Annotated in this window: 19 protein-coding genes; 6 read left to right on the forward strand and 13 right to left on the reverse strand. The window is 62.6% G+C overall.

From position 1 onward, the window contains the following. Positions 1–8: 8 nt before the first annotated feature. The 5 genes from HWE17_RS17600 to HWE17_RS17620 form a co-directional block, all read right to left on the reverse strand. Complete coding sequence (locus HWE17_RS17600) at positions 9–920, reverse strand: hypothetical protein (protein WP_176389612.1); 912 nt, start codon at positions 918–920, stop codon at positions 9–11. Positions 921–956: 36 nt separating this feature from the next. After that, on the reverse strand, positions 957–1,400 hold the full coding sequence (locus HWE17_RS17605) for a hemerythrin domain-containing protein (RefSeq protein WP_176389613.1): 444 nt from the start codon (positions 1,398–1,400) through the stop codon (positions 957–959). Between the two features lie 90 nt (positions 1,401–1,490). Beyond that, positions 1,491–2,861 carry a PEP-CTERM-box response regulator transcription factor gene (gene prsR, locus HWE17_RS17610; RefSeq protein ID WP_176389614.1) on the reverse strand — a complete coding sequence of 457 codons (1,371 nt, stop codon included), beginning with the start codon at positions 2,859–2,861 and terminating at the stop codon, positions 1,491–1,493. A gap of 15 nt (positions 2,862–2,876) precedes the next feature. Beyond that, the gene (gene prsK / locus HWE17_RS17615) at positions 2,877–4,976 is read right to left on the reverse strand and encodes an XrtA/PEP-CTERM system histidine kinase PrsK (RefSeq protein ID WP_176389615.1); all 2,100 of its coding nucleotides are present in this window, start codon (positions 4,974–4,976) and stop codon (positions 2,877–2,879) included. After that, on the reverse strand, positions 4,976–6,364 hold the full coding sequence (locus HWE17_RS17620; protein ID WP_099401849.1) for a TIGR03013 family XrtA/PEP-CTERM system glycosyltransferase: 1,389 nt from the start codon (positions 6,362–6,364) through the stop codon (positions 4,976–4,978). The genes prsK and HWE17_RS17620 overlap by 1 nt, the downstream gene beginning before the upstream one ends. Positions 6,365–6,569: 205 nt before the next feature. On the opposite strand from HWE17_RS17620, the gene nadB reads away from it, so the two are divergent. The 3 genes from nadB (at position 6,570) to HWE17_RS17635 (ending at position 9,564) form a co-directional block, all read left to right on the forward strand. After that, positions 6,570–8,183: an L-aspartate oxidase gene (nadB, locus tag HWE17_RS17625; protein ID WP_034787348.1), complete on the forward strand. Its 1,614-nt coding sequence runs from the start codon at positions 6,570–6,572 to the stop codon at positions 8,181–8,183. Between the two features lie 26 nt (positions 8,184–8,209). Further along, entirely contained in the window at positions 8,210–8,764 is a 555-nt protein-coding gene (locus HWE17_RS17630) for a hypothetical protein (RefSeq protein WP_176389616.1), read from the forward strand. A gap of 350 nt (positions 8,765–9,114) precedes the next feature. After that, positions 9,115–9,564, forward strand: a complete 450-nt coding sequence (locus tag HWE17_RS17635) for a hypothetical protein (protein WP_176389617.1) — start codon at positions 9,115–9,117, stop codon at positions 9,562–9,564. A gap of 102 nt (positions 9,565–9,666) precedes the next feature. On the opposite strand, the gene HWE17_RS17640 is transcribed toward HWE17_RS17635, so the two are convergent. Genes HWE17_RS17640 through HWE17_RS17660 form a run of 5 tightly spaced genes read right to left on the reverse strand, consistent with a single transcriptional unit; the run spans position 9,667 to position 16,165 of the window. Further along, complete coding sequence (locus HWE17_RS17640; protein WP_176389618.1) at positions 9,667–11,028, reverse strand: toxin-antitoxin system YwqK family antitoxin; 1,362 nt, start codon at positions 11,026–11,028, stop codon at positions 9,667–9,669. After that, positions 11,013–12,359, reverse strand: coding sequence for a toxin-antitoxin system YwqK family antitoxin (locus tag HWE17_RS17645; RefSeq protein WP_176389619.1), 1,347 nt, complete (start codon positions 12,357–12,359; stop codon positions 11,013–11,015). Before HWE17_RS17645 ends, HWE17_RS17640 begins: the two co-directional genes overlap by 16 nt. Positions 12,360–12,368: 9 nt before the next feature. After that, the gene (locus tag HWE17_RS17650) at positions 12,369–14,723 is read right to left on the reverse strand and encodes a hypothetical protein (RefSeq protein WP_176389620.1); all 2,355 of its coding nucleotides are present in this window, start codon (positions 14,721–14,723) and stop codon (positions 12,369–12,371) included. Then, positions 14,720–15,478: a PP2C family serine/threonine-protein phosphatase gene (locus tag HWE17_RS17655; protein ID WP_176389621.1), complete on the reverse strand. Its 759-nt coding sequence runs from the start codon at positions 15,476–15,478 to the stop codon at positions 14,720–14,722. The genes HWE17_RS17650 and HWE17_RS17655 overlap by 4 nt, the downstream gene beginning before the upstream one ends. Before the next feature lie 3 nt (positions 15,479–15,481). Next, positions 15,482–16,165, reverse strand: a complete 684-nt coding sequence (locus HWE17_RS17660; RefSeq protein ID WP_035818608.1) for a VWA domain-containing protein — start codon at positions 16,163–16,165, stop codon at positions 15,482–15,484. A 210-nt stretch (positions 16,166–16,375) separates the two neighbouring features. Between HWE17_RS17660 and HWE17_RS17665 the strand changes: the two genes are divergently transcribed. Both HWE17_RS17665 and HWE17_RS17670 read left to right on the forward strand, forming a co-directional pair. Beyond that, on the forward strand, positions 16,376–16,834 hold the full coding sequence (locus HWE17_RS17665) for an RDD family protein (RefSeq protein ID WP_176389622.1): 459 nt from the start codon (positions 16,376–16,378) through the stop codon (positions 16,832–16,834). Positions 16,835–16,843: 9 nt separating this feature from the next. Next, a complete protein-coding gene (locus tag HWE17_RS17670) occupies positions 16,844–17,326 on the forward strand; it encodes a hypothetical protein (RefSeq protein WP_176389623.1) in 483 nt (160 codons plus the stop codon). A 5-nt stretch (positions 17,327–17,331) separates the two neighbouring features. On the opposite strand, the gene HWE17_RS17675 is transcribed toward HWE17_RS17670, so the two are convergent. From HWE17_RS17675 to HWE17_RS17685, 3 genes are all read right to left on the reverse strand, one after another. Continuing rightward, complete coding sequence (locus HWE17_RS17675) at positions 17,332–17,829, reverse strand: DUF3304 domain-containing protein (protein ID WP_176389624.1); 498 nt, start codon at positions 17,827–17,829, stop codon at positions 17,332–17,334. Between the two features lie 52 nt (positions 17,830–17,881). Further along, positions 17,882–18,364 (reverse strand): DUF3304 domain-containing protein, encoded by a 483-nt coding sequence (locus HWE17_RS17680; protein WP_235211661.1) that lies wholly within the window; start codon positions 18,362–18,364, stop codon positions 17,882–17,884. A gap of 90 nt (positions 18,365–18,454) precedes the next feature. Next, positions 18,455–18,925, reverse strand: coding sequence for a hypothetical protein (locus tag HWE17_RS17685; protein ID WP_176389625.1), 471 nt, complete (start codon positions 18,923–18,925; stop codon positions 18,455–18,457). A 292-nt stretch (positions 18,926–19,217) separates the two neighbouring features. Here HWE17_RS17685 and HWE17_RS17690 point away from each other — a divergent pair, with 292 nt between their 5' ends. Continuing rightward, the gene (locus tag HWE17_RS17690) at positions 19,218–19,952 is read left to right on the forward strand and encodes a helix-turn-helix transcriptional regulator (protein WP_176389626.1); all 735 of its coding nucleotides are present in this window, start codon (positions 19,218–19,220) and stop codon (positions 19,950–19,952) included. Positions 19,953–20,021 lie beyond the last annotated feature (69 nt).

Below are 20,021 nucleotides of genomic sequence, written 5' to 3' on the forward strand. Positions count from 1 at the left end.
TGGGTGGCTTAAATGGTCACGTGGCGCAGCACTCGTTCATGGTCGCGCTGGCGGCCGCCAAACGTTGCCGCCAGGCTGGCCACGAAAGCGCCCAGCAGCAAGGCGACGAACATCCACAACGCCGTATGCGCGCCAGCCTTGCGGGCCGTGTCAGCCGCTTGCTGGGCACGCGCCTTGGCATCGGCGGCGGCCTTGGCGGCGCGGGCGTAGACGGCGTCGACCCGCGCTTCCGCTTCCGCCTGCGTCAGGCCCGTACGAATGGCCACGACCTGGCCCAGATAGGCGCGGTCATCGGCGGCCAGGCTGCCCGTGGACAAGCTGGTGGCGAAGATCCTGCCGGTTTCCACGCGCTGCTCGGCGACCGTGCCGCCCGCCTCGCCCGTACCAGCCGCCGGTGCGGCACGCAGCAGCATGTCGGAGAAATAGTCGAGTGGATTGGCGCCACTACCCTCGCCCGCCTTCGCACCCGCCGCCCCGGCACCGGCCGCCGCAGCCGGGGACACCGCCGCCGCCACGCCGCTGCCCGCGTCGATGGCACCGCTCAGTACGGCGCGCGTGCCGCCGGCCAGCACGGCCACGGTGATCAGGGTGGCCACGGCCCAGGCCAGCAAGCCATGGGCCGTATCGCGGAAATGCACCTCATCCGTGTGAATCGAGCTCCATTTCACGCGCAGGCGGCCCGCCATGTAGCCGCCGATGCCGGAGGCGGCCAGTTGCATGAAAGCCAGCCAGGCGATGGTCGACACGCCGATGGCCGTCGCGTTGAACGACCATGGCGACACGGACGACAGGCCCAGGCCCACGCCGAGGATCAGCAGGATGAAGGACAAGGCGGCCGCAGCGGCAGCGCCCGCCAGCACGGCGCCCCAGGACACGCCCGGATTGTTCAGGTCCGACACGGACAATGGTGTAGCTTGCATGGAATACTCCCTTGGTTGTTGATTTTTTTAAGCCGTTCAGGCGGCCACGCCCGTCAATTGCTCCTTGCGCGCGGCCATTTCCTGGCCCAGCGCGTCGAGGTCGACGGCCGTCTCGCGCACCTTGGGAAACATGTCGCCCTCTTCTTCCTTGACGTGGTGCTCGATCTGCTCGGACAGCACCTTGACCTTGGCGTCGTACAGGTCGTCGGCCGGGTCCATGGCGGCAATCTGCGCGATGAGCTCCTTGGCGCTGGCGTGCTCGACGACGGCTTCATCCATCAGGTCGCCATCGTGGATGGGACGACGCACGGCCGGATAGAAGATTTCTTCTTCCAGTTGCGTGTGTACGGTGAGTTCCTGGCAGATTTGGTCGGCCAGCTTTTTCTTGGTTGCAAATGAGCGGTCGCTCAAGCCTTCATACTGGGCAAACAGGGCTTTGACGGCCTTGTGGTCCTGAATCAATAATGTGATCGCGTTCATGGCGCCTCCTTGTTGTGGATGAGGCAAGGATGCGCCACGGCGGCGCCAGCGTATGTGCGACGCCTTACACAATCTTGATTTTTAATACACTCAGCTATTAAGCTGCGACTTGATGCCGTGATGGCCCATCAGGTCGTACAGGGTGGGCCGGCTCACGCCCAGCAGCTCGGCCGCCCTGGCGATATTGCCGTCGGCCCGCGCCAGCGCGCGCACCATCACCTTGTATTCCGCCCCTTCGCGGGCCTGACGCAGATTGATGGATTCATCGGCGGGGGTGGCCTGGGCGCTGGCGGGCAAACCCAGGTCGTCTGTCGCGATCTGCGGGCCGTCACTCATGATGACGGCCCGCTTGATGCAGTTTTCCACTTCGCGCACATTGCCGGGCCAGCCATAGCTTTCGATCAGCTGCAGCGCGCCGGCGCTGAAATGCAGGTTGCTGCGCCCTTCGCTGGCGCAGAACTTGTTCTTGAAATGGTGGGCCAGCAAGGCCGCGTCGCCAGCCCGTTCGCGCAGCGGCGGAATGCGCAAGACGATTTCGCTGAGGCGGTAAAACAGATCTTCGCGGAAACGCCCCTGCTCCGCCAGCACCTTTAAATCCTGGTGCGTGGCGCAGACGATGCGCACGTCGACGGCGATCTCGGCGCGCCCGCCCACGCGCTCGATGACCCGTTCCTGCAGGAAGCGCAGCAATTTCGCCTGCAGCCCCATCGGCATGTCGCCGATCTCGTCGAGAAAAAAGGTGCCGCCATGGGCCAGTTCGATCTTGCCCAAGGTTTGCCGCGCCGCGCCCGTAAACGCTCCCCGCTCATAGCCGAACAGCTCGCTTTCCAGCAGGTTCTCGGGAATCGCTGCGCAATTGATGGCGACAAAGCGTTGCGCATGGCGGCTCGACAGCGCGTGCAGGCCCCGCGCGATCAGTTCCTTGCCGCTGCCCGAATCACCGAGCAGCATCACGCTGGCCGATGAGGGCGCGACTTTTTCCACGTTGCGGCACAATTTCAGCATACCCGGATCGCGGCTGACGATGCCGGCCAAAGGAGAATCGGCCTGCGTTTGCAGCATGCGGCGGTTTTCCTGCTGCATCGCATGCAGATAAAACGCGCGGGCGATGACGAGGCCCAGCATGTCGGCCTCGAACGGTTTCTGGTGGAAATCGTAGGCGCCCAGCGCGATGGCTTTCAAGGCATGCGCGCGCTCCTGGTTGCCCGACAGGATGATGACTTTCGTGTCCGGCGCCAGCGCGAGGATTTGCTGCAGGGTGGCCAGGCCTTCCGTGGCGCCGTCCGGATCGGGCGGCAAGCCCAGGTCCATCGTCACGACGGCCGGCTGGTGGCGCCGCACCAGCGCCAGCGCCGCCTCGCGCTCGCCCGCCAGCAGCACCTCGTAACCGTCAAAGCTCCAGTGCAACTGCTTTTGCAGGCCGGGATCGTCTTCGATGACCAGCAGTTTTTGTTTCGCCATACGTATGCACTCCAGTCAACGGGTAGAACAGCGGAAATCTGGGGTATGACCCGGCGGGTCAGACCCCATGGCCGCATGCAGCGGCAGGATCACGCGAAACGTCGTGCCCACTTGAGGCTCGCTGCGCACTTCCAGGCTGCCGCCCACTTCGCGCAGGTACTCTCGGCTTTCGAACACGCCAATGCCCATGCCCGCCGTCTTGGTCGTGTCGAACGGTGTAAATAAACGGTCGCGGATGAATTGCTCGCTCATGCCCTGCCCCGTATCGTCGAGCTCGACGACGGCCGTGTGCTGCACGCGCCGCAGCCGCACGGCCACCTTGCCGTCGCTGGCCGTCGCTTCGATGGCGTTCTGGATCAAGTGCCCCAGCACCCGTTCCAGGCGCGCGCGGTTGGCCAGCACCGTCAGCTCGCCATCGACGATTTCCAGCCGGGGTGCCGGCGCCAGGCTGGCCTTGGCGGCAACGGCCTGGCGCAGCAAGCCGTCCAGCTGCAGCGGCGCGGGCGCTTCCGGCGCTTCGCCACGCGCCAGTTTCTGCAGCAAGGTCTTCATTTTTTGCACGGAATGGTCCAGGGTGCCCAGCATGTCTTCCTGGAAAGCGGGATTGGCGCGGTGTTTTTCAGCATTGCTTAACAACAATGACAGCTGAAACACGAGGTTTTTGAGGTCGTGCACGATAAAAGTGGACATGCGGTTGAACGAGTCGAACTGGCGCGCCACCGTCAGGGTATCGAGCGATTCGCGGTGCGCCAGGTAGCTGGCGGCCTGGCTGCCGGCAATTTTCAGCACGTCGCGGATTTCCCAGTTCAGGCCGATGCGCGTGCGGGGCCGCGCCAGCGCGACGAAGGCGAACAGCTGGCCATGCAGCATCAAGGGCACCAGCAGCCAGACGTCGGGCAGCGCCAGCAGCGCCGGCGGCAAGCGCAAGCCGCCGTACTGGCGCGGGTTTTGCTGGCAATCGGGCACGTCGATCACCCACTGGCGTGCCTCGAGGAACTGGCACAGGGGGCCAAGCGCCGGTTCGCTCCACGTGCCAGGCGGCCAGTTCCAGCTGGCGGCCGGGGCGAACTGCCCCTGTTCGCGCAAGATCCACAGCGCGCCGGCGCGGCTTTCCACCAGCTGCGCCATGGCCTGTATCGTGCGTTCGCCCAAGGCCGGCCCGTCTTCGGACAGCGCGCGCGTAAATCTCAGCCATTCCTCGCGGTAATCGAAGATGGCATTGTAAAAATTTTTATTGATATAAACCTTGAGCTTGGCGCGCAAGCTGCCGGAAAACAGCACACCAGCCAGCAGCAGGGCCGCGCCGCCCAGGTAAGCCATCTGCATGAAGGAACCCCAGGTGCCGCCGAAATAGCGCAAGTAATAGGCGCTGGCCGCCATGGCCAGCAAATAGATGGCCGAGCCCAGCAAGGCGGCCGAGCGGTACAGCATCTGGCGCGAGACGGACAAGCCCAGCGCCCAGCCCGGATTGCGCGCGGCCGAGACGGCCAGCAGCGGCGCGCACAGGGCGTCGACGATGCCGCGCGCGGCCCAGATGTCATCATTGATCGTGCGAAACAGCAAGGCGTCGCTGTACAGATAAAAATCGTAGGCGAACAGGCCGCCCACGCCCAGGCACGCAAACTTGATGCCCCAGCGTTTCAACGGGGGCGTGTTGCGGTACCACTGTTCCACCAGCAACATGCCCAGCACGGCCAGCAGCAGCCGGCAGACACTGGCGATGATGCGCGCCGGCAAAGGCAGCGCCAGCCACGATGAGGCCATCGAGAGCAGCCACGGCGCCAGCGCCGTGAGGACGATGCCGGCCAGCAGCAGGCGCAAACGGGGCCGCGACGGTTCGATCAGCAGCAGCAAAAACACCAGCCAGGCCAGGGTGCGCAGCAATTCGAGCGCATCGCCGGCCAGCGCGGTGCGCTGTCCCAGCAGCACCAGCACCACCGTGCCCGTCGCCCAGCCGCCCGTCGCCAGGCAGGCGACCAGCAAGGCGCGCACGTTTTGCCGCGCGCGCCAGTTGCTGATGAGCAGCAGCGCCAGCACAAAGAAAGCCAGCGATGCCAGGCCATGGCTGAGGGCCGCCGCGTCGGCCGCCGCCAGCCAGTCCGACTGCTGCCGCATCACCGGCTGCCCTTGCCAAACAGCACCACCTGCACCGTGTCGAGCAGGATCAGCAAGTCGAGGAACAGGCTATTGTTTTTCACATAATACAAATCGTATTGCAGTTTCTTGACGGCATCGTCGACGGAAGCGCCATATTGGTAGCGCACCTGGGCCAGGCCTGTGATGCCCGGCTTGATATTATGACGAATGTTGTAGTACGGCACCTGCTCCTTCAGTTGCTCGACAAAATAGGCGCGCTCGGGACGGGGACCGACGAAACTCATCTCGCCGCGAAACACATTGAGCATCTGTGGCAATTCATCGATGCGCAGCTTGCGGATCAGCTTGCCCACGCGCGTGATGCGCGCATCGTTGTCCAGCGCCCAGATGGGCTTGCCATCGCGCTCCGCATCGCAGCGCATGCTGCGAAATTTCAGCACGTTGAAGGGCAAGCCGTCGCGCCCCACCCGCTCTTGCTGGTAAAACACGGGGCCGCCGTCTTCCAGGCGGATGCACAGGGCCGTCACCAGCATCACGGGCAGCGCGGCCAGACAGATGACGCCGCTGGCCGCTAGGTCGAACAAACGCTTCGATGTGGCGCGGAAAAAGCTCTGGTCAAAGCCGCCGCCGTAGATCAGATAGCTCGGCTGCAAGGAATCGATGCGGATCTGGCACGCTTCGCGCTCGAAAAACGTGGCCGCATCGATCACCTTGACGCCGCCCAGCGCGCATTCCAGCAATTGCTTGACGGGAAACGCGCCATTGCGCCGGTCGCTGAGGGAGACGACGATCTCATGCGCGGCATGGCGCTGGGCCATGGCCAGCAGCGAGGCTTCGGCCGGCAGCAAGGCCGAGGCCGGCACGCAGCGTTGCTCGCCAGCCACATCGATGCAGCCCACCACCGTAAACTGATGGAAACCGATCTTGCTCGCCGCCAGTTCCATGCATTCGCGCGCCAGTGCCCCGCCGCCCACGAGGATCAGCCGGCCTTCCATCAGCGCCGATTGCGAGGATTTGAACACCACCAGGCGCGCCAGCAGCACGCCGATGGCGCCCAGGCCGAAGATCAGCACGCTGCCGCGCCCGAAATGCAAGGAAGGGATAAAACGGATCAACACGCTCAGCACGGCAAAACCCAGCGCGAACGACGGCAGGATGCGTAATAGCGTGTTGCGGATGTCTTCGCGCGAGCGGTGCTGGTACATGCCCAGCGCGCTCATGCTGAAAACGATGACCAGGGCGAAGATCGAGGACGACAAGTAGACCTCGCTCACCCGCAGCACGCGGCTGCCGTCCGCCAGCCACATCAGGGATGTCAGGACGGCCGACAGCAGCAGGATCATAATTTCGAGCAACAGCAAGATAAACGCTGTTTTCGAGACGTAATGGCTGAAGATGCGGATCATGGGGGCCTCCTGCGGCAAAGGCGGCACACCGCGCACAAGGCGGCTTGCTGCCGGTCTTGCCATCATGGCGAACTGTTCCAGCAGGACATTGATACGCCACAAGCTACGGCCCCAGCTATCTTTCACTGGCAGAATTTATCTCAACACATTACCGATTGATGTGAAATGGACTATAGTATGCTTCCCCTGAAAAAAGATAAATGTCATGAAATTTGATGTAGCGATTGTCGGCAGTGGCCTGGCGGGTTTATCGGTTGCACTGCATTTAGCTGAGACGCGCACCGTCGCGATCATTTCCAAACGCGCGCTGCTCGATGGCGCCAGCAACTGGGCGCAAGGCGGGATCGCGGCCGTGCTGGACTCGGGCGACAGCCACCAGCAGCACATCGAAGACACCCTGATCGCCGGCGGCGGCCTGTGTGACGAGAGCGCCACGCGCTACATCGTCGAGCACGGCCGCGAAGCCATCGAATGGCTGATCGAGCAAGGCGTGCCATTTACGCGCGACGCCACGGCCGAGCTGGGCTTCCACCTGACCCGCGAAGGCGGACACAGCCAGCGCCGCATCATCCACGCGGCCGACGCCACCGGGCATGCCGTGCAAGTGACCCTGGAAGAAAAGGTGCGCGCCCACCCGAACATCAGCCTGTTCGAACACCATTGCGCGATCGACCTGATCACTTCCGACAAGCTGGGCATGAAGCCGACCCAGCGCAATGCGCAGCCGCATTGCCACGGCCTGTACGTGCAGGATGAGCAAACCGGCAAGGTACTCACGTTTGCCGCCGAGCACACCGTGCTGGCCACGGGCGGCGCCGGCAAGGTGTATTTATATACCACCAACCCGGACACGGCCAGCGGCGACGGCATCGCCATGGCCTGGCGCGCCGGCTGCCGCGTGTCGAACATGGAATTCATCCAGTTTCACCCGACCTGTTTGTACCACCCGTACGCGAAATCGTTTTTGATCACCGAAGCCATCCGTGGCGAAGGCGGCTTGCTGAAACTGCCGCCCGAAGCGGGCGCGGCGGCCGGTCAGCGCTTCATGCTGGCCCACGACGAGCGGGCCGAACTGGCGCCGCGCGACGTGGTGGCGCGCGCCATCGACTTCGAGATCAAGAAACGCGGCCTCGACTACGTGCACCTGGACATCAGCCACAAGCCGGCCGAATTTCTCATCGAACACTTCCCCACCATCTACGCGCGCTGCCTGGAGCTGGGCATCGACATCACCAAGCAGCCTATCCCCATCGTGCCTGCCGCCCATTACACCTGCGGCGGCGTCGTCACGGATCTGGCGGGCCGGGCCGACTTGCCGGGCCTGTATGCGGTCGGCGAAACGGCCTGCACGGGTTTACATGGCGCGAACCGTCTGGCGTCGAACTCTTTGCTGGAATGCATCGTCATCGGCCGCGCCTGCGCACAGGACATCGAAAGCAAGGAAAAGCTGGGCACGCCATATCTGCCCGACTGGGATGAAAGCCGGGTCACGGATGCGGATGAAGAAGTGGTGATTTCCCACAACTGGGACGAACTGCGCCGCTTCATGTGGAATTACGTGGGCATCGTGCGCACGACCAAGCGCCTGGAGCGGGCCCAGCACCGCATCGCCCTGTTGAAGGAAGAAATCGACGAGTACTACCGCAACTTCCGCATCACGCACGACTTATTGGAACTGCGCAATCTCGTCGACGTGGCCTCGATGATCGTCAACAGCGCCCTGTCGCGCCGCGAAAGCCGCGGCCTGCACTTCAGCCGCGATTATCCGGAAACCTTGCCGAAAGCGATCGCCAGCGTGCTGACGCCGCCGCACCGCTAAATAACCAACAGCCTTCTCATTCCAGCATGACGATTTCCGAATTCCTCACCGCCGTTCGTACGCCATACATCGACACCCTCGCACGGGTCGCCACGCAGCTTGAATCGCATGTGGAGCCGGCATACCGGCAAAGCGATGGATCATTGGCCGTCGAAGGCGCACTCGGCCTTCCTTGCAGAGCCGACGTCATCCCAATGGAAGGGATCACTGCGGGCCAGGCGATTCAAGTCGACTCCGAGACCCGGTTGGAGTTTGAGGCAGTCACTTTTGCGTCGGGTGCAGCTGAAGTGCTTCTTTCACCGTTCGTTTGGGACTGGACGCCACTCGAAGTGCTTGGCCTGAGCCAAGAGGCGGTTGCAAACGCATGTCAGTCGTGGTTCCTGAGTTGGTTCGACGCCGACGACAACAATGCCGCTAACGAGGAAGGCCTGTTCGGCGTCGTCCACTTCATGTCCGAGCTGGAACCGACAGAGGAAGGTTGGAAATTGACGGTTGATCTTGGCTCGTCGCCGGTGAGCGCACTTGAAGATTTTCTGTTCCGCATATTGGATGCCGGTGCACCTCAAGTTCGTATCGGCTGACCCCGCCGTCTATCGAACGTTCTGGCGAATCGCACGCCCGTCCCTTTTGACAACAGACATTGAAAACGTTAACGTTTTGTGCGGTTCAATGCACCTGGAGGAAAGTCATGGCAGGAAAATTTTTGAGTCGAGGCGCGCTAGTCCACCTTATCAAGAGTCAGGAACGAACTAACGCTATTCAAAAGCGCGATGGATTAACCCAGCACCCGGTGCGAACAACGGTGTGTGGTTGCACTGACCCTGATTGCGGTGGCTGGCATACCATACTGACTGAGAGAAACGTGCCTACCGCAGACGAGTGCAAATCGATTTTGCAACACGAAAAGGCCAAAAGAAAGAGCTAGCTGCGTATGGAATCAATGACAGTGATGGCAACAAAGTGGAAGAACCAGGAGGTGCGAAGCCACAATGGCCTTCTGTGCAGCAACGGTGATCTGTATGACGTGCACGAAACCAGAATGGCCAGAGTACGTGAAAAACAGGAACTTGGCGGTTGGCTCAATGTCGCGATTCTGGCGCAAGAAGAGCTGTATGGTGGACAGTACGTAGTTAAGTGCGGCGAGGCTGCGGAACACGGCTCAATCGGCGTAGTCGTTTTGGAATCGCGGCAAAATCATGACCCTGTCTGGACGTTTGTTTCGGATCAATCCAATCCATTTGATCAAATAACAATCAAGGGCGGCTTGATTTTGGTGCTGTCAACGTCAGGCGCCGTGTTACGGTTTGGTGCGCCGATGAGGGAGGCAAGGCTTCTGCTTCCGAGTACTTCGATCCATGGTGCTAACGACGGGCGCTTGTAAACCCGGGCGTTTTTCAACACAATAGGGCGAAAGCTGCCTCCCACAAAAGGTCCTGCCCGGCACAAGCAGCCATGCGCCATGGTCCATAACGACCTCCCCGGCTCACGATTCCGGCATCTCAAACTCAATCCCATCGTCCGTGTACGACATCGTCGCGGACGCGCCCGTACAACTACCCTGCGCCTCGTCCGCCACATAGCGGCACTCGCTCTCCAGCCCGCCATCCTCGCGCCAGTGCCGCGTCCAGCCCTGGCGTTCGCCATCGACATACTCGATCAATTGACGCGGCTTGCCATTCGCGTACCAGGAACGCAACGCGCCCTCCTCGCGGCCGCCGTCGTTCCACTGTTTGTGCACGAGCAATACGCCGGCCCGGCTGAAACGCTGTTCGCTGCGCAAGACAAAGTGGCCGCTGTGGCTGCGCTTGCTGGCCACTGTGCCATCCGGGTAATATTCGACGCTGTCGCCGGCCGGCTTGTCGTCCACGTATTGCGTTGTACGCTGCACCTTGCCATCCGGGAAGTAGCCGGTGCTCGGTCCTGACTGGATGCCGTTCTCGTACCGGCTGCGGCTTTCCACCGTGCCATCGGGATAAAACAGCAGCAGCTCGCCCTCCGTCTGGCCCTTGACCTGAGTCATGCGCGTGCGCAACTTGCCATCCTCGTCGAAGGTTTCCACCACGCCATCGGCGCGGGCGCCGTTCACGTACTGGCTGGCCTCGTTCAGCTTGCCCGTATCGTGATAGGTCCGCTGTTCGCCTTCCTGCACGCCATTGCGCCACGTGTTGCGCATGGAAATCTGGCCCTCAGGACGATACAGGGTCTGCACACCTTCCTGCACGCCGCGGCCATCCTGCTCCACCTGCATCTCGACCTGGCCATGCGGGTAGTACATGCTGTAGTTGCCCACCAGCTTGCCGCGCAGGTAATCGGGATCGTTGACCTCGCCAATCAGCCGCTTCGGCTCGCCTTCGCGCGCGTGCACCACCTCGACTTGCCAGGTGCCGCGCGTCTTGCCTGGCGGCAGCGGGACGACCAGCGCATAGCGCGCATGTTCCTTGACTTCGCCGCGCGTCAGATTGTGATTCAGGTACAAGCGCGCCTTGCCATCGGCACAAGCTTGCGGCTCGCAGCCGACCAGCTTGCCAACTTCGGGCATGCCAAGCGCCCCCACATTACCTGGTGCAGGACAGAATTTGATACGCATCAACAAGGGCGTTTTGTCACGTATCAGCCTGGCCAATTGCTGCTTCATGGCGGCGTATTGCTGCGCGTCCAGGCCCACGGACACGGCATCCATCAGCACCTGCCTGCCGCCGCAGCCGCTGTCGCTGGCGAGGGTCAGCACATCGCCGTCGGGCGTCGCCTTGATCGCGCTGACTACTTGCCGCTGTTCGATCTCGGCGTGGGCCAGCGCCGGCAACAGCAGCATGACGCCAAGCAGGCGCTTCACAATGCGCGCCATGTTTGCTCCTTGCGCTGCAGTTCCGGTGCTGGCGGCGCCTCGCCGCAGCCGCCCTGGGCCTTGCCGGCCACATACTGGCACTCGTTTTTCACGCTGCCATCCGCGTGCCAGCTGCGGCTCCAGCCGTCGCGCCGGTCGTTCACGTAGTCGATGGCTTGTTCCGGCTTGCCGTTCTCGTACCACGAGCGCGACGTGCCCTGTTCGCGCAGTTGTGCATCCCATTTCCGTTCCAGCACCAGCACGCCCTGAGGGCTGTAGCGCTGGATACTGAGCAGCCCGCCCTTGTCTCCATATTGCTGGCGGCTTTTCACCTTGCCGTCCGCATAGAATTCCATTGCCTCGCCCGTGGGCAAGTCGTTAACCTGCGTCATCCTGGCTTGCACGGCGCCATTTGGGTAGTAATTCGTGCTCACGCCATTGAACTTGCCGTGTTGCATTTCCGCGCGGCTGGAGATTTTTCCATCAGGGAAGTATGTGAGCATCTCGCCTTCCATCTTGCCGCCGCGCAAAGTGTAGCTGCTACTCAGCTTGCCATTTTCATCAAACGTCTGCACTGGACCGTCGAGCTGCTTGCCGTCGCGGTAGATGCTCGTTTCACTCAACTTGCCGGTAGCGTGATAGCGTTGATGCTCGCCTTCTGGCAAGCCATGGCGCCAGTCACCGCGCAGCTCCAGCGTGCCATCGGGAAAATACTTGCTGCCGATGCCATGCTGACGGCCCTGCCCATCCTGCGCCACCTGTTTCTCGATCTTGCCATTCGGGTAATACGTGACATAGCCACCCACCAGCTCGCCCTGCGCATAATCGGCGCGGTTGACCTGGCCCGACAGGCGCAGCTTGTGGCCGGCCACGCTGTAAATGTCCACCTTCCACGTACCCGGCAGCTTGCCTTTCGGCAAAGGCAACAGCAACACGTTTGGCGCCTTTTCCTGCTCGATGGGGTAGAAACGCTCGTGCAGGTACAACCGCGCCCGGCCGTCGGTGCAGGCCGCTGGCGTGCAGGCGGCGATCTGGCGCACGATGGGCACGCTCGCATCGTCCGGGCATTTTTTCAAGGTGACAAGCATGGGCGTCTTGCTGCGGATCTGCCTGGCCAGCCGGGCTTTCATCGCTTCGTATGGCCCATCGTCCAGCCCGACCGAGCGCGCATCCATGCGCACTTGGCGGCCGCCGCAAGCCGTGTTCGCGGCCACGGTCAGCACGTCGGCGCCTTCGCTATCCTGCTCGCCGGCGATGGCTGTCACCACCTGGCGTTGAACGATCTCCGCCTGCGACAACGCGGGCCACAATAAGGACGCGCCCAGCACGGCGCATAAGGTCTTGATTTTCATGGTATTCCTCTAATTTTCCGCCGTGACGGCCACGCCGCCCGGCACGAAGCTGACCCGGCCATCGCGGTAGCGCACCAGCACCACCACCTTGGCATCCTGCAATTGACCGTGCTGCACGGCCGGCAAATAGGTCCAGCGCTTCACGCTGTCGAGCAGCACCTTGTTGAGCATCGGCTCCATCGGCAACTCGGCCGCCGCATAGGTCAGGGTGCCGTCGGCCGCGATGGTCAGGGTCAGGCGGTTTTCACCCGTTGCGTGCTTTTCGTCCAGCACGCCATACGCAACCGTCGTCATCGTGTCGCGCTGCACGCCGCCGAGCTGGTCGCGCAAGGGCGGCATGGCCTTGAGTTTGGCCGCCAACAGCGCGCCCTCGGCCAGCACCTTGTCCCAGCGTTTCTGGTAATCCCACCCCTGAGCCAGGCGCAACACCTTGGCGTTCAGGTCCATGCGCTGCATCGTGCGAGCGACGCCGTTGTCGGCCGGTTCGCCCAGTTCCGCCGGCAAGGCGTTCTGCACGGCATAACGGTAAGCCGTCAGCTGCGCCAGCGCCACCAGATTCACGGCATCGCGCTCATCGCCGCCGCGCAGCAGGGCCGTGGCCGCGATGCCCAGCCAGGCTACGCCATCGGTGGGGCGTGCCCACACGGCTTGCTCGAAATACTGGCGCGCCGCCTGCGGTTCGTCCAGGCTCAGGTACATGCGGCCCATGGCCGCCGCCGCCAGATAGTCGCGCGGGTCGGCTTGCAAGTTGTCGAGATACGTATCCGACAATTCGGGGGCGTAGCCCGGCATCGACCCCAGGCCTTCCATCAAGGTGGTGCGCAGCCGGACGCGCATCGGGTCGCCAGCGTAGGTGGACGGCTTTCCTTCGCCGGCCCGGTACAACAGCTGCAAGCCGCGCGTAACGGCGTCGTCGTCGCCCTTGCTGACCGCTTGCGACATGCTGCGCACGGCCTTGCGCGCATCGGACGGCTGGAAACCGGCCGTCTTGCGCGTGCGCCAGCGAAATACTTCCAGCCCAGCCGCCTGGTCCGCTTGCGCCTGCAGGCTGGCCTTGGCCTTGGTTTCATCGGGCGATGAGGTCCAGGCCGTAAAGCCGATCAGGAACAGCACGATCAGCAGCACCACCACGGCCCAGCCCTTGCCGGAAATGCCGACCGCATTGGCCTGCCCACCGCCTGCAGGCAGCCGGACGGGCATCTGCCCCGGCGCCGTATGACGCGCGCCGCGCTTACTGCGCTGCGGCGGCAACGATTGCTGTTGCAGCTGCATCTGCTGCGCCTGCACCGAGGCTTGCGCGGCCGCGCCGATGACCTTGTCCCGTGCGCACGCCGCGCAACCCTGGCCCGCGAAATGCTGGTGTTCGGGATTCACGGCGCAAATGACCAACTTGCCGCCGCTGCGCTGCGCATAGCCGCGCAGCAGCAGCGCCCAGTCGGCCGCCGATGGCCGCTGCGGTTTGGGGGATGGCGAAAACGCACGGTCGAACATGGCGCGCAGCTCGGGTGGCATCAGCGCGTGGCCGCTGGTGGCGTTCGGCGCCAGCTGCTTGTGGCGTTTGACGCCATACGCATAGCAGCCGTCGCGGATGCGCCCGGGAATATCGGTCGCCACTTGCGCATTGCCGGGCCGCCCGCTGTACGGGTGGATGCCAAAGTTGAGCAACTGGAAGATGACGACGGCCAGAGCAAATCGGTCCTGCGCCATTTCCGTGCCCGCCGGCATGCCCTTGCGCTGGAATTCCGGCGCCAGGTAGTCGGCCGTGAATTGCTCCGCAGGAAAGCGCTCCGCATGGCCCTGGATGCTGAAACCGTCGCAATCGAGCATGGCGATGTACAGCGAATCGCGATAGAAACGCAGGTTCACGGGTTTCAGATCGACCACATAATGCTGCTGCTGGTGCAGCGCATCGATGACGGCGGCCAGGTTGGCGGCCAGGGTCAGCTTGGGACCGAGTCCCGTGGGCAAGCCTGCCGCGCGCGCTTGCCGCTCCTGCATGATCTGCTCCAGCTCGGCCGTCTGCGCCATGTCCAGCAAGGGCATGACGAAACCGGCGAAGCCGCCCTGGCCGTCGAACACGGCCGCTTGCGGCCAGGCGATCTGCACGTAGCGTTTGCCGTTTTCCAACTGGTCCGGCAACTCGGGCGACAATTCCAGCATCGCTTCGAGCTTGCGCCGGTTGGCGGCCCGGTCCAGGTGCGGGTGGTACAGCTTGGCCACCTGCGCCGGCGCGCCGGGCAGCAGATACACGCTGCCCGCGCCGCCGCTTTTAATCAGTTTGCCCAGCACCAGCGTACGGACTTTGTCGAGCCAGATTTTTCCACCCGGACTCAGGCCCGGTGTCACACCTTGCTTCCGGCTCATGCGCGCAAGGCCAGCAACAGGGTCTTGTCGTCGCCCGTGATCTGGTGCGTGCGCGGGTCGGCCAGGGTGGATGCCAGTGCTTCGTTGCCCAGCTCGACGCTGTCGACCGTGCGCAGATAGCCTTGCACGGCATCCATGAAGGGTGCGTACAGGGCCGCATTGTTCTTGCTCATGGCAAAGGGCATGCAGCCATCGGACATCAGCACCACGCCGCGCACGGACCGGGGAATCGGCAACAGGCGCAGCTGTTCGCGCCAGCGCTCGCCGCTGATAAAGTAGGTTTCGTTGGCGTATTCGCCGTTGGCGGGCAGCGAGATCAGTTCGCCGCCGTCAATCAGCTGCGCCACGCCCAGGCCGTCGCCCAGGTGAAAGAAGAAGCCGGTATCTTGTCCCATGACCACGCCGACGACCGTGGCGGCGTAGTCGTCGAGGGTAGCGTCGGCGGCGCGGGCAATGTCTTCCAGGGCGGCGCGGATCTGCGCCAGGGTGCCCGCCAGCGCGCCGTCATGCAAATCCTGCACGGTGGCGCCCTGCTCCAGCCGGCCGGCCAGCGCCTGCACGGTGTGCGCGGCAACAAACTGCGCGCCCTGCTCGCTGAGCCTGGCCGAACCGGCGCCATCGCAGACGATGGCCACCAGGACGTCGCCCACGACGGCGTGCGCGTGCGCATCCTGGCAAGGGATGGCTTTATCCAGGTGGGCCTTGCCCGTGACGGAGGCGCCGAACACGCGCCAGGTATTCTGTACTGCGGCCATGGATCAGGTGCTTACGACGGACCAGCCGTCCGTCGAGGCCAGCTGCGCCTGCGCGCCGGGACGCGATTGCGACACCACCTGCATGCTGGCGCTCAGCCACAGGAACAGTTCGCGGAACTGCAAGCCCTTCAGCTGCTTGACGCCCCGCTCGCCCCGGCTGGAAAACTGCCCCAGGGAATCGATATTCGCGTTGTCGCCCACGGCGATGGGGAAGATCGCCACTTTATTGGCTTGCTCGGCCGCGCGCGCCTGCTCGGCGCCGTGCTGCCAGCGGTCCGTCGGCTCGCCGTCCGACATCAAAAACAGCCACGGCCGCGTGTACGCCACGCCTGCCTGGCGGAAACGCTGTTTCTCCTGCTCGATCTCCGCCAGCGCCAGTTCGACGGCGGCGCCGGTCGGCGTGGTGCCGTTCGCTTCCAACTGGGGCGCCGTGAAATCCATGGCGTCGCACCAGTTGCTGGCCACCACGGCTTCATCGTGCGCGCCATATTGAATCACGAGGATGCGCACGCGCTTGGCGGCGATCACGTCGGACTTGAGTTCCTGTTCCAGCAAGGCCAGGCCTTCGTTGAGCAGCGAGACGGGTTCGCCGGCCATGCTGCCGGAGCAGTCCAGCACGAGCACCAGCGGTGTGCGTTGTTCGGTATTGTCGACCAGGGCGACGTCGGGGATCATTATGGAAGTCATGTATTTTTAATAGAGTTGCGAAATAGCTTAGGGCCGAAGCTTACCCCATGGATATGTTTTCCATGCGTCCGATTGCATCGGATTTCACCATGCGGTATCAAACACCTGACAAAAAAACTAGCTTGCAATGAAAATAACAAGCTCGTACACTGCGCCATTCTGCCCCGACTCTGGCGGCCATCCATTTACTGACGTTTTGGAAAGAAAGTAATGCAACAGCACCCTGAAATGGACTATGTCGGCTTTTGGCCGCGCGTTGGCGCGACGTTGATCGACACCTTGCTCTTGCTGATTTTCATCATACCGATGTTGATAGCCATCTATGGCGAAAGCTACTTTTTGACTGATTCCTTTTTCCGTGGCCCGGCCGACTTCATGATTTCATGTGTCATGCCGCCACTGATTCAACTGGGGTTTTGGATTGCCCTGTCTACAACGCCTGGCAAGATGGCCATCGGCGCGATCATCGTCGATGCGAAGACGGGCGGCAAACCGTCTGCCAGCCAGTGTGTCAAACGCTGCCTCAGTGCTTACCTGTCGGCGCTACCGTTTTACCTGGGATTTCTTTGGGTCGCCAGGGATCCGCGCAAGCAGGGATGGCACGACAAGATCGCTGGTACGCTTGTGATACGGCGCAAGACCACGGCAGTGCCGGCCGCCCTGCAATAAGCAAACTGGATGATGATACCGATCGCCAGCCTGGAAGAACTTGAAGAATTCCTTGGAGAAAAGCTGGACCAGTTCGCTTCTGGGCCGCCAATCGCGCATCCAGGGCTGCGCCTGTCGCAGGTGTGCAAGCAGGTGGTGCTGGATATCCGCAACGGCAACGCCACTGCCGTGCACGTCGCCTGTCGGGTAATCACAGAAGACCCTGGCATGCCCTTCGGGAAGCTCATCAAGAGTGCTTTCGCCAGGGCGTTAAGGCAAAGTGCCGATCTCTTGTCCGAGGTGCAACGGCGTGGCTTGACAGCGAAAACCGTTGCGTTGCTGGAACTCGAATTCTGTCCGCGAGAAACAGAAGATTATTGCAAGTTAATCAAAAAATTTGACCCGGCCGAGCTGCTCGCCCGGCTCGATAACGTGCGCGCCACGGATGCGAAATCGCGCATGCTGCTGCAAAGCCTGATGGCCGACGGAGCGCGACGGACAGCCGCAAACTAGCGGCACTATTCCCAGGTTATTTCCAGGGGCACGCCCGGCTCCATCTCCGCCTCCTTGCCGGAAAGCGGATATTTTCGATGCCCCAGCGAGTATTTGGTCACGAAGACCTTGTAGCCGCCATCGTGAAGAAAATGCACGACGAAGCGGCCAGCATCGGCGGGAGCATACGGAGGAACCGCCACCGTTTGCTCCACGCGGACATCCTCGCCGTTTTTTACCGTATGCATGGCGACGGCCGCCGTCATCCCCGGCTTCCATCGCGCCGGTATCGAAAGGCAGCAAGTCTCTCCCCCTCCGCCCCCGCCGGGAGCAAGATACCCGGCCTCCGCCGACGAGCCATCGGCCAGTGTCACGGTATAACTGCCGACGCCGTACTCGCCATGGTTGTAGGCCGTCAGGCTCACGGTGATTTGTCTTTCACTCCTCGCGCAGCCGGTATTCAAAAGCGACAAGACCATGCACACGAAACAGGCGGCATAGCTATTTTTCGAGAAAAATATCATTTGGTCCTCACAGGGAAGCGCATGTGCATGCCCCTTCTGCCGCGCAGCGTCTTCAGCCCCAGATAATTTCAATCGGGACGCCCCGCTCCAGTTGCGCCTCTTTCCCTGACAGCGGGTATTTTCGATGGCCGAGCAGGTATCGCGTGACGAACACCTTGTATTTGCCATTGCTCAGAAAATGCACGATGAACATTCCCGCATCGTCAGCCGTGTACTTGGGCACTGGCACGGTTTGTTCCACGCGGATGTCCTTGCCATTCTTGATGGTGTGCATGACGATAGTCGCCGTCATTCCCGCTTGCCACACGCGGGGAAGGGAAAGGCAGCAAGTATGTCCGCCGCCACCCTGGCCAGCATCCAGATAGCCCGCCCCCGCGCTGGCGCCATTCTGCAAGGTCACCTCATAACTTCCCACCCCGTGATCGGTATGGTTGTAGGCGCTTATATTTACGATCAACTCCTTGCTTTCCTTGCCCGTTGCCGCATGTGAAACCGCCATGCAAAGCCACAGGAAACCGATCAGCGCCGGCTTCATCGACCTAAGATTTTTTAGCATAAGATACCCTCAGCAATCACGAATGATGACACCGTCAATTCTGCAATGTTGTTACGCCTCGACGAATTATTATTTTGCCGCATACGCCTCCCACAACGGCGGCCCCGCCTCCCATACGGTATTCGGCAAGGCGTGCAGGGCATCGTAAAAGGCGTCCACCGAGGCGGGCGGATTTTTCATCAGGGCCACGAACTGCGGCTGCTCCATCGCCTTGCCCGACGTGTACAGCGCCAGCACCACGTATTGCGACTGCCGGTCGAGGTCGTCGATTCCCGCATCGAGCGCGCGCTGCTGGTATTTGGCGACGAAGGCATTGAGTATGCGCGGCGGCGTGTCATTCGTTTCATCGGTGATCACGCGCCGCAGATGACTGACCAGGTTGGCCGTATCGGCAGGCTTGACCTTGCCCTGCCGCGCTCCGCTGGACGCTGGCGGCACTTTGTCGGCAGCCTGCGCTACGGCGCTGCCGCCCATAAACGCCAGCGTCAGGCACAGTACCAGCGCCGGAAGTGCCGTCAGGTAATGCTTGCTTGGTTGCATAAAAACTTTCGCTAAGTGAATGGCATGCGACTCCCGCCCATGCTCCATGGTTTATATTTTTAACAATTTTTTTATTGTATCGAGGAATTTTTAATCCGGGAGCACGATTGCATCGGCAGCGCCGCATTGCGGTGGTGCAGCGTTTGTACTATCTTGATAGTTGCCCAGGACAGATGGCAGCGACCAGCCCCTCCTCACGAAGGCGGGGCGGATCGCCGCGCAAGACCGCCCTTACCCAGTTCCGCACCTGCACGCCTGCGGCACACTGATGTCATCAGGATTGGGGACTAGCATGGACACAGGGACAGTCACGGCGGATGTGAGCAAGCTGATCGGCGCCATGTACGACTCGGCCTGCGGCACAGGCGACTGGCCGCAGCTCGACAGCGCCGGCCTGAACGGCCAGCAATGGCAGGAACTTCTGCCGCATCTGCAACGCGCGCTGTGCCTGCAGCAGCGCCTGCGCGAGGCGCGGCTGGCCAGCCACTGCGCGCAGGCGGCGCTCGACGCCATGGGCGCCGCCGTGCTGGTGCTCGACGCCAGCCTCGCGCTGCGCTTCGCCACCCCCGCCGGACACGCGCTGCATGCGGCGCAGCTGGAACACGCCGCGCCGCCCGCCTTGGTGAGCGCCGTGCGCCTGGTGATCGCCAGCGCCGGTGGTGCGGCGCAATGCCAGTCGCTGCGCCTGGCGCGCAAGCAGCAAGCACCGCTGGCCGTGACCATCAGCCCGCTTGCCGATTGCCAGCCCACCTGCGCACTGCTGATCGCGCGCGACCCCACAAAAACGTGCACGTCCGTTCCTGCCTTGCGCCAGCTGTTTGACTTGACGCAAGCCGAGGCGCAAGTGGGCAAGGCGCTGGCGCAAGGGGCCACCATCGAGGAAATCGCCGCACAGGGCGGCATCAGCGTCAACACGGTCAAGACGCATCTGCACCACATCTATTTGAAGACGGATACGCGGCGCCAGGGCGAGCTGATCGCCCTGATCCACGGCGCGACGGCGCACCTGGCCATCGTCGATGCATGAGGCCGTGTCATCCGATCGGATGATGCGCGGTGCATCTTGCCTGCCTACACTGGCAACACCGGTCGCCCG

This window comes from Janthinobacterium sp. BJB401, assembly GCF_013372745.1.
Taxonomy (GTDB): Bacteria; Pseudomonadota; Gammaproteobacteria; order Burkholderiales; family Burkholderiaceae_D; genus Janthinobacterium; species Janthinobacterium rivuli.

Bases quoted from the DNA above. Each gene is read 5' to 3' on its own strand.
- HWE17_RS17600 (WP_176389612.1), bottom strand. From the start codon at position 920: ATGCAAGCTACACCATTGTCCGTGTCGGACCTGAACAATCCGGGCGTG.
- HWE17_RS17605 (WP_176389613.1), bottom strand. From the start codon at position 1,400: ATGAACGCGATCACATTATTGATTCAGGACCACAAGGCCGTCAAAGCC.
- prsR (WP_176389614.1), bottom strand. From the start codon at position 2,861: ATGGCGAAACAAAAACTGCTGGTCATCGAAGACGATCCCGGCCTGCAA.
- prsK (WP_176389615.1), bottom strand. From the start codon at position 4,976: ATGCGGCAGCAGTCGGACTGGCTGGCGGCGGCCGACGCGGCGGCCCTC.
- HWE17_RS17620 (WP_099401849.1), bottom strand. From the start codon at position 6,364: ATGATCCGCATCTTCAGCCATTACGTCTCGAAAACAGCGTTTATCTTG.
- nadB (WP_034787348.1), top strand. From the start codon at position 6,570: ATGAAATTTGATGTAGCGATTGTCGGCAGTGGCCTGGCGGGTTTATCG.
- HWE17_RS17630 (WP_176389616.1), top strand. From the start codon at position 8,210: ATGACGATTTCCGAATTCCTCACCGCCGTTCGTACGCCATACATCGAC.
- HWE17_RS17635 (WP_176389617.1), top strand. From the start codon at position 9,115: ATGGAATCAATGACAGTGATGGCAACAAAGTGGAAGAACCAGGAGGTG.
- HWE17_RS17640 (WP_176389618.1), bottom strand. From the start codon at position 11,028: ATGGCGCGCATTGTGAAGCGCCTGCTTGGCGTCATGCTGCTGTTGCCG.
- HWE17_RS17645 (WP_176389619.1), bottom strand. From the start codon at position 12,359: ATGAAAATCAAGACCTTATGCGCCGTGCTGGGCGCGTCCTTATTGTGG.
- HWE17_RS17650 (WP_176389620.1), bottom strand. From the start codon at position 14,723: ATGAGCCGGAAGCAAGGTGTGACACCGGGCCTGAGTCCGGGTGGAAAA.
- HWE17_RS17655 (WP_176389621.1), bottom strand. From the start codon at position 15,478: ATGGCCGCAGTACAGAATACCTGGCGCGTGTTCGGCGCCTCCGTCACG.
- HWE17_RS17660 (WP_035818608.1), bottom strand. From the start codon at position 16,165: ATGACTTCCATAATGATCCCCGACGTCGCCCTGGTCGACAATACCGAA.
- HWE17_RS17665 (WP_176389622.1), top strand. From the start codon at position 16,376: ATGCAACAGCACCCTGAAATGGACTATGTCGGCTTTTGGCCGCGCGTT.
- HWE17_RS17670 (WP_176389623.1), top strand. From the start codon at position 16,844: ATGATGATACCGATCGCCAGCCTGGAAGAACTTGAAGAATTCCTTGGA.
- HWE17_RS17675 (WP_176389624.1), bottom strand. From the start codon at position 17,829: ATGATATTTTTCTCGAAAAATAGCTATGCCGCCTGTTTCGTGTGCATG.
- HWE17_RS17680 (WP_235211661.1), bottom strand. From the start codon at position 18,364: ATGAAGCCGGCGCTGATCGGTTTCCTGTGGCTTTGCATGGCGGTTTCA.
- HWE17_RS17685 (WP_176389625.1), bottom strand. From the start codon at position 18,925: ATGCAACCAAGCAAGCATTACCTGACGGCACTTCCGGCGCTGGTACTG.
- HWE17_RS17690 (WP_176389626.1), top strand. From the start codon at position 19,218: ATGGACACAGGGACAGTCACGGCGGATGTGAGCAAGCTGATCGGCGCC.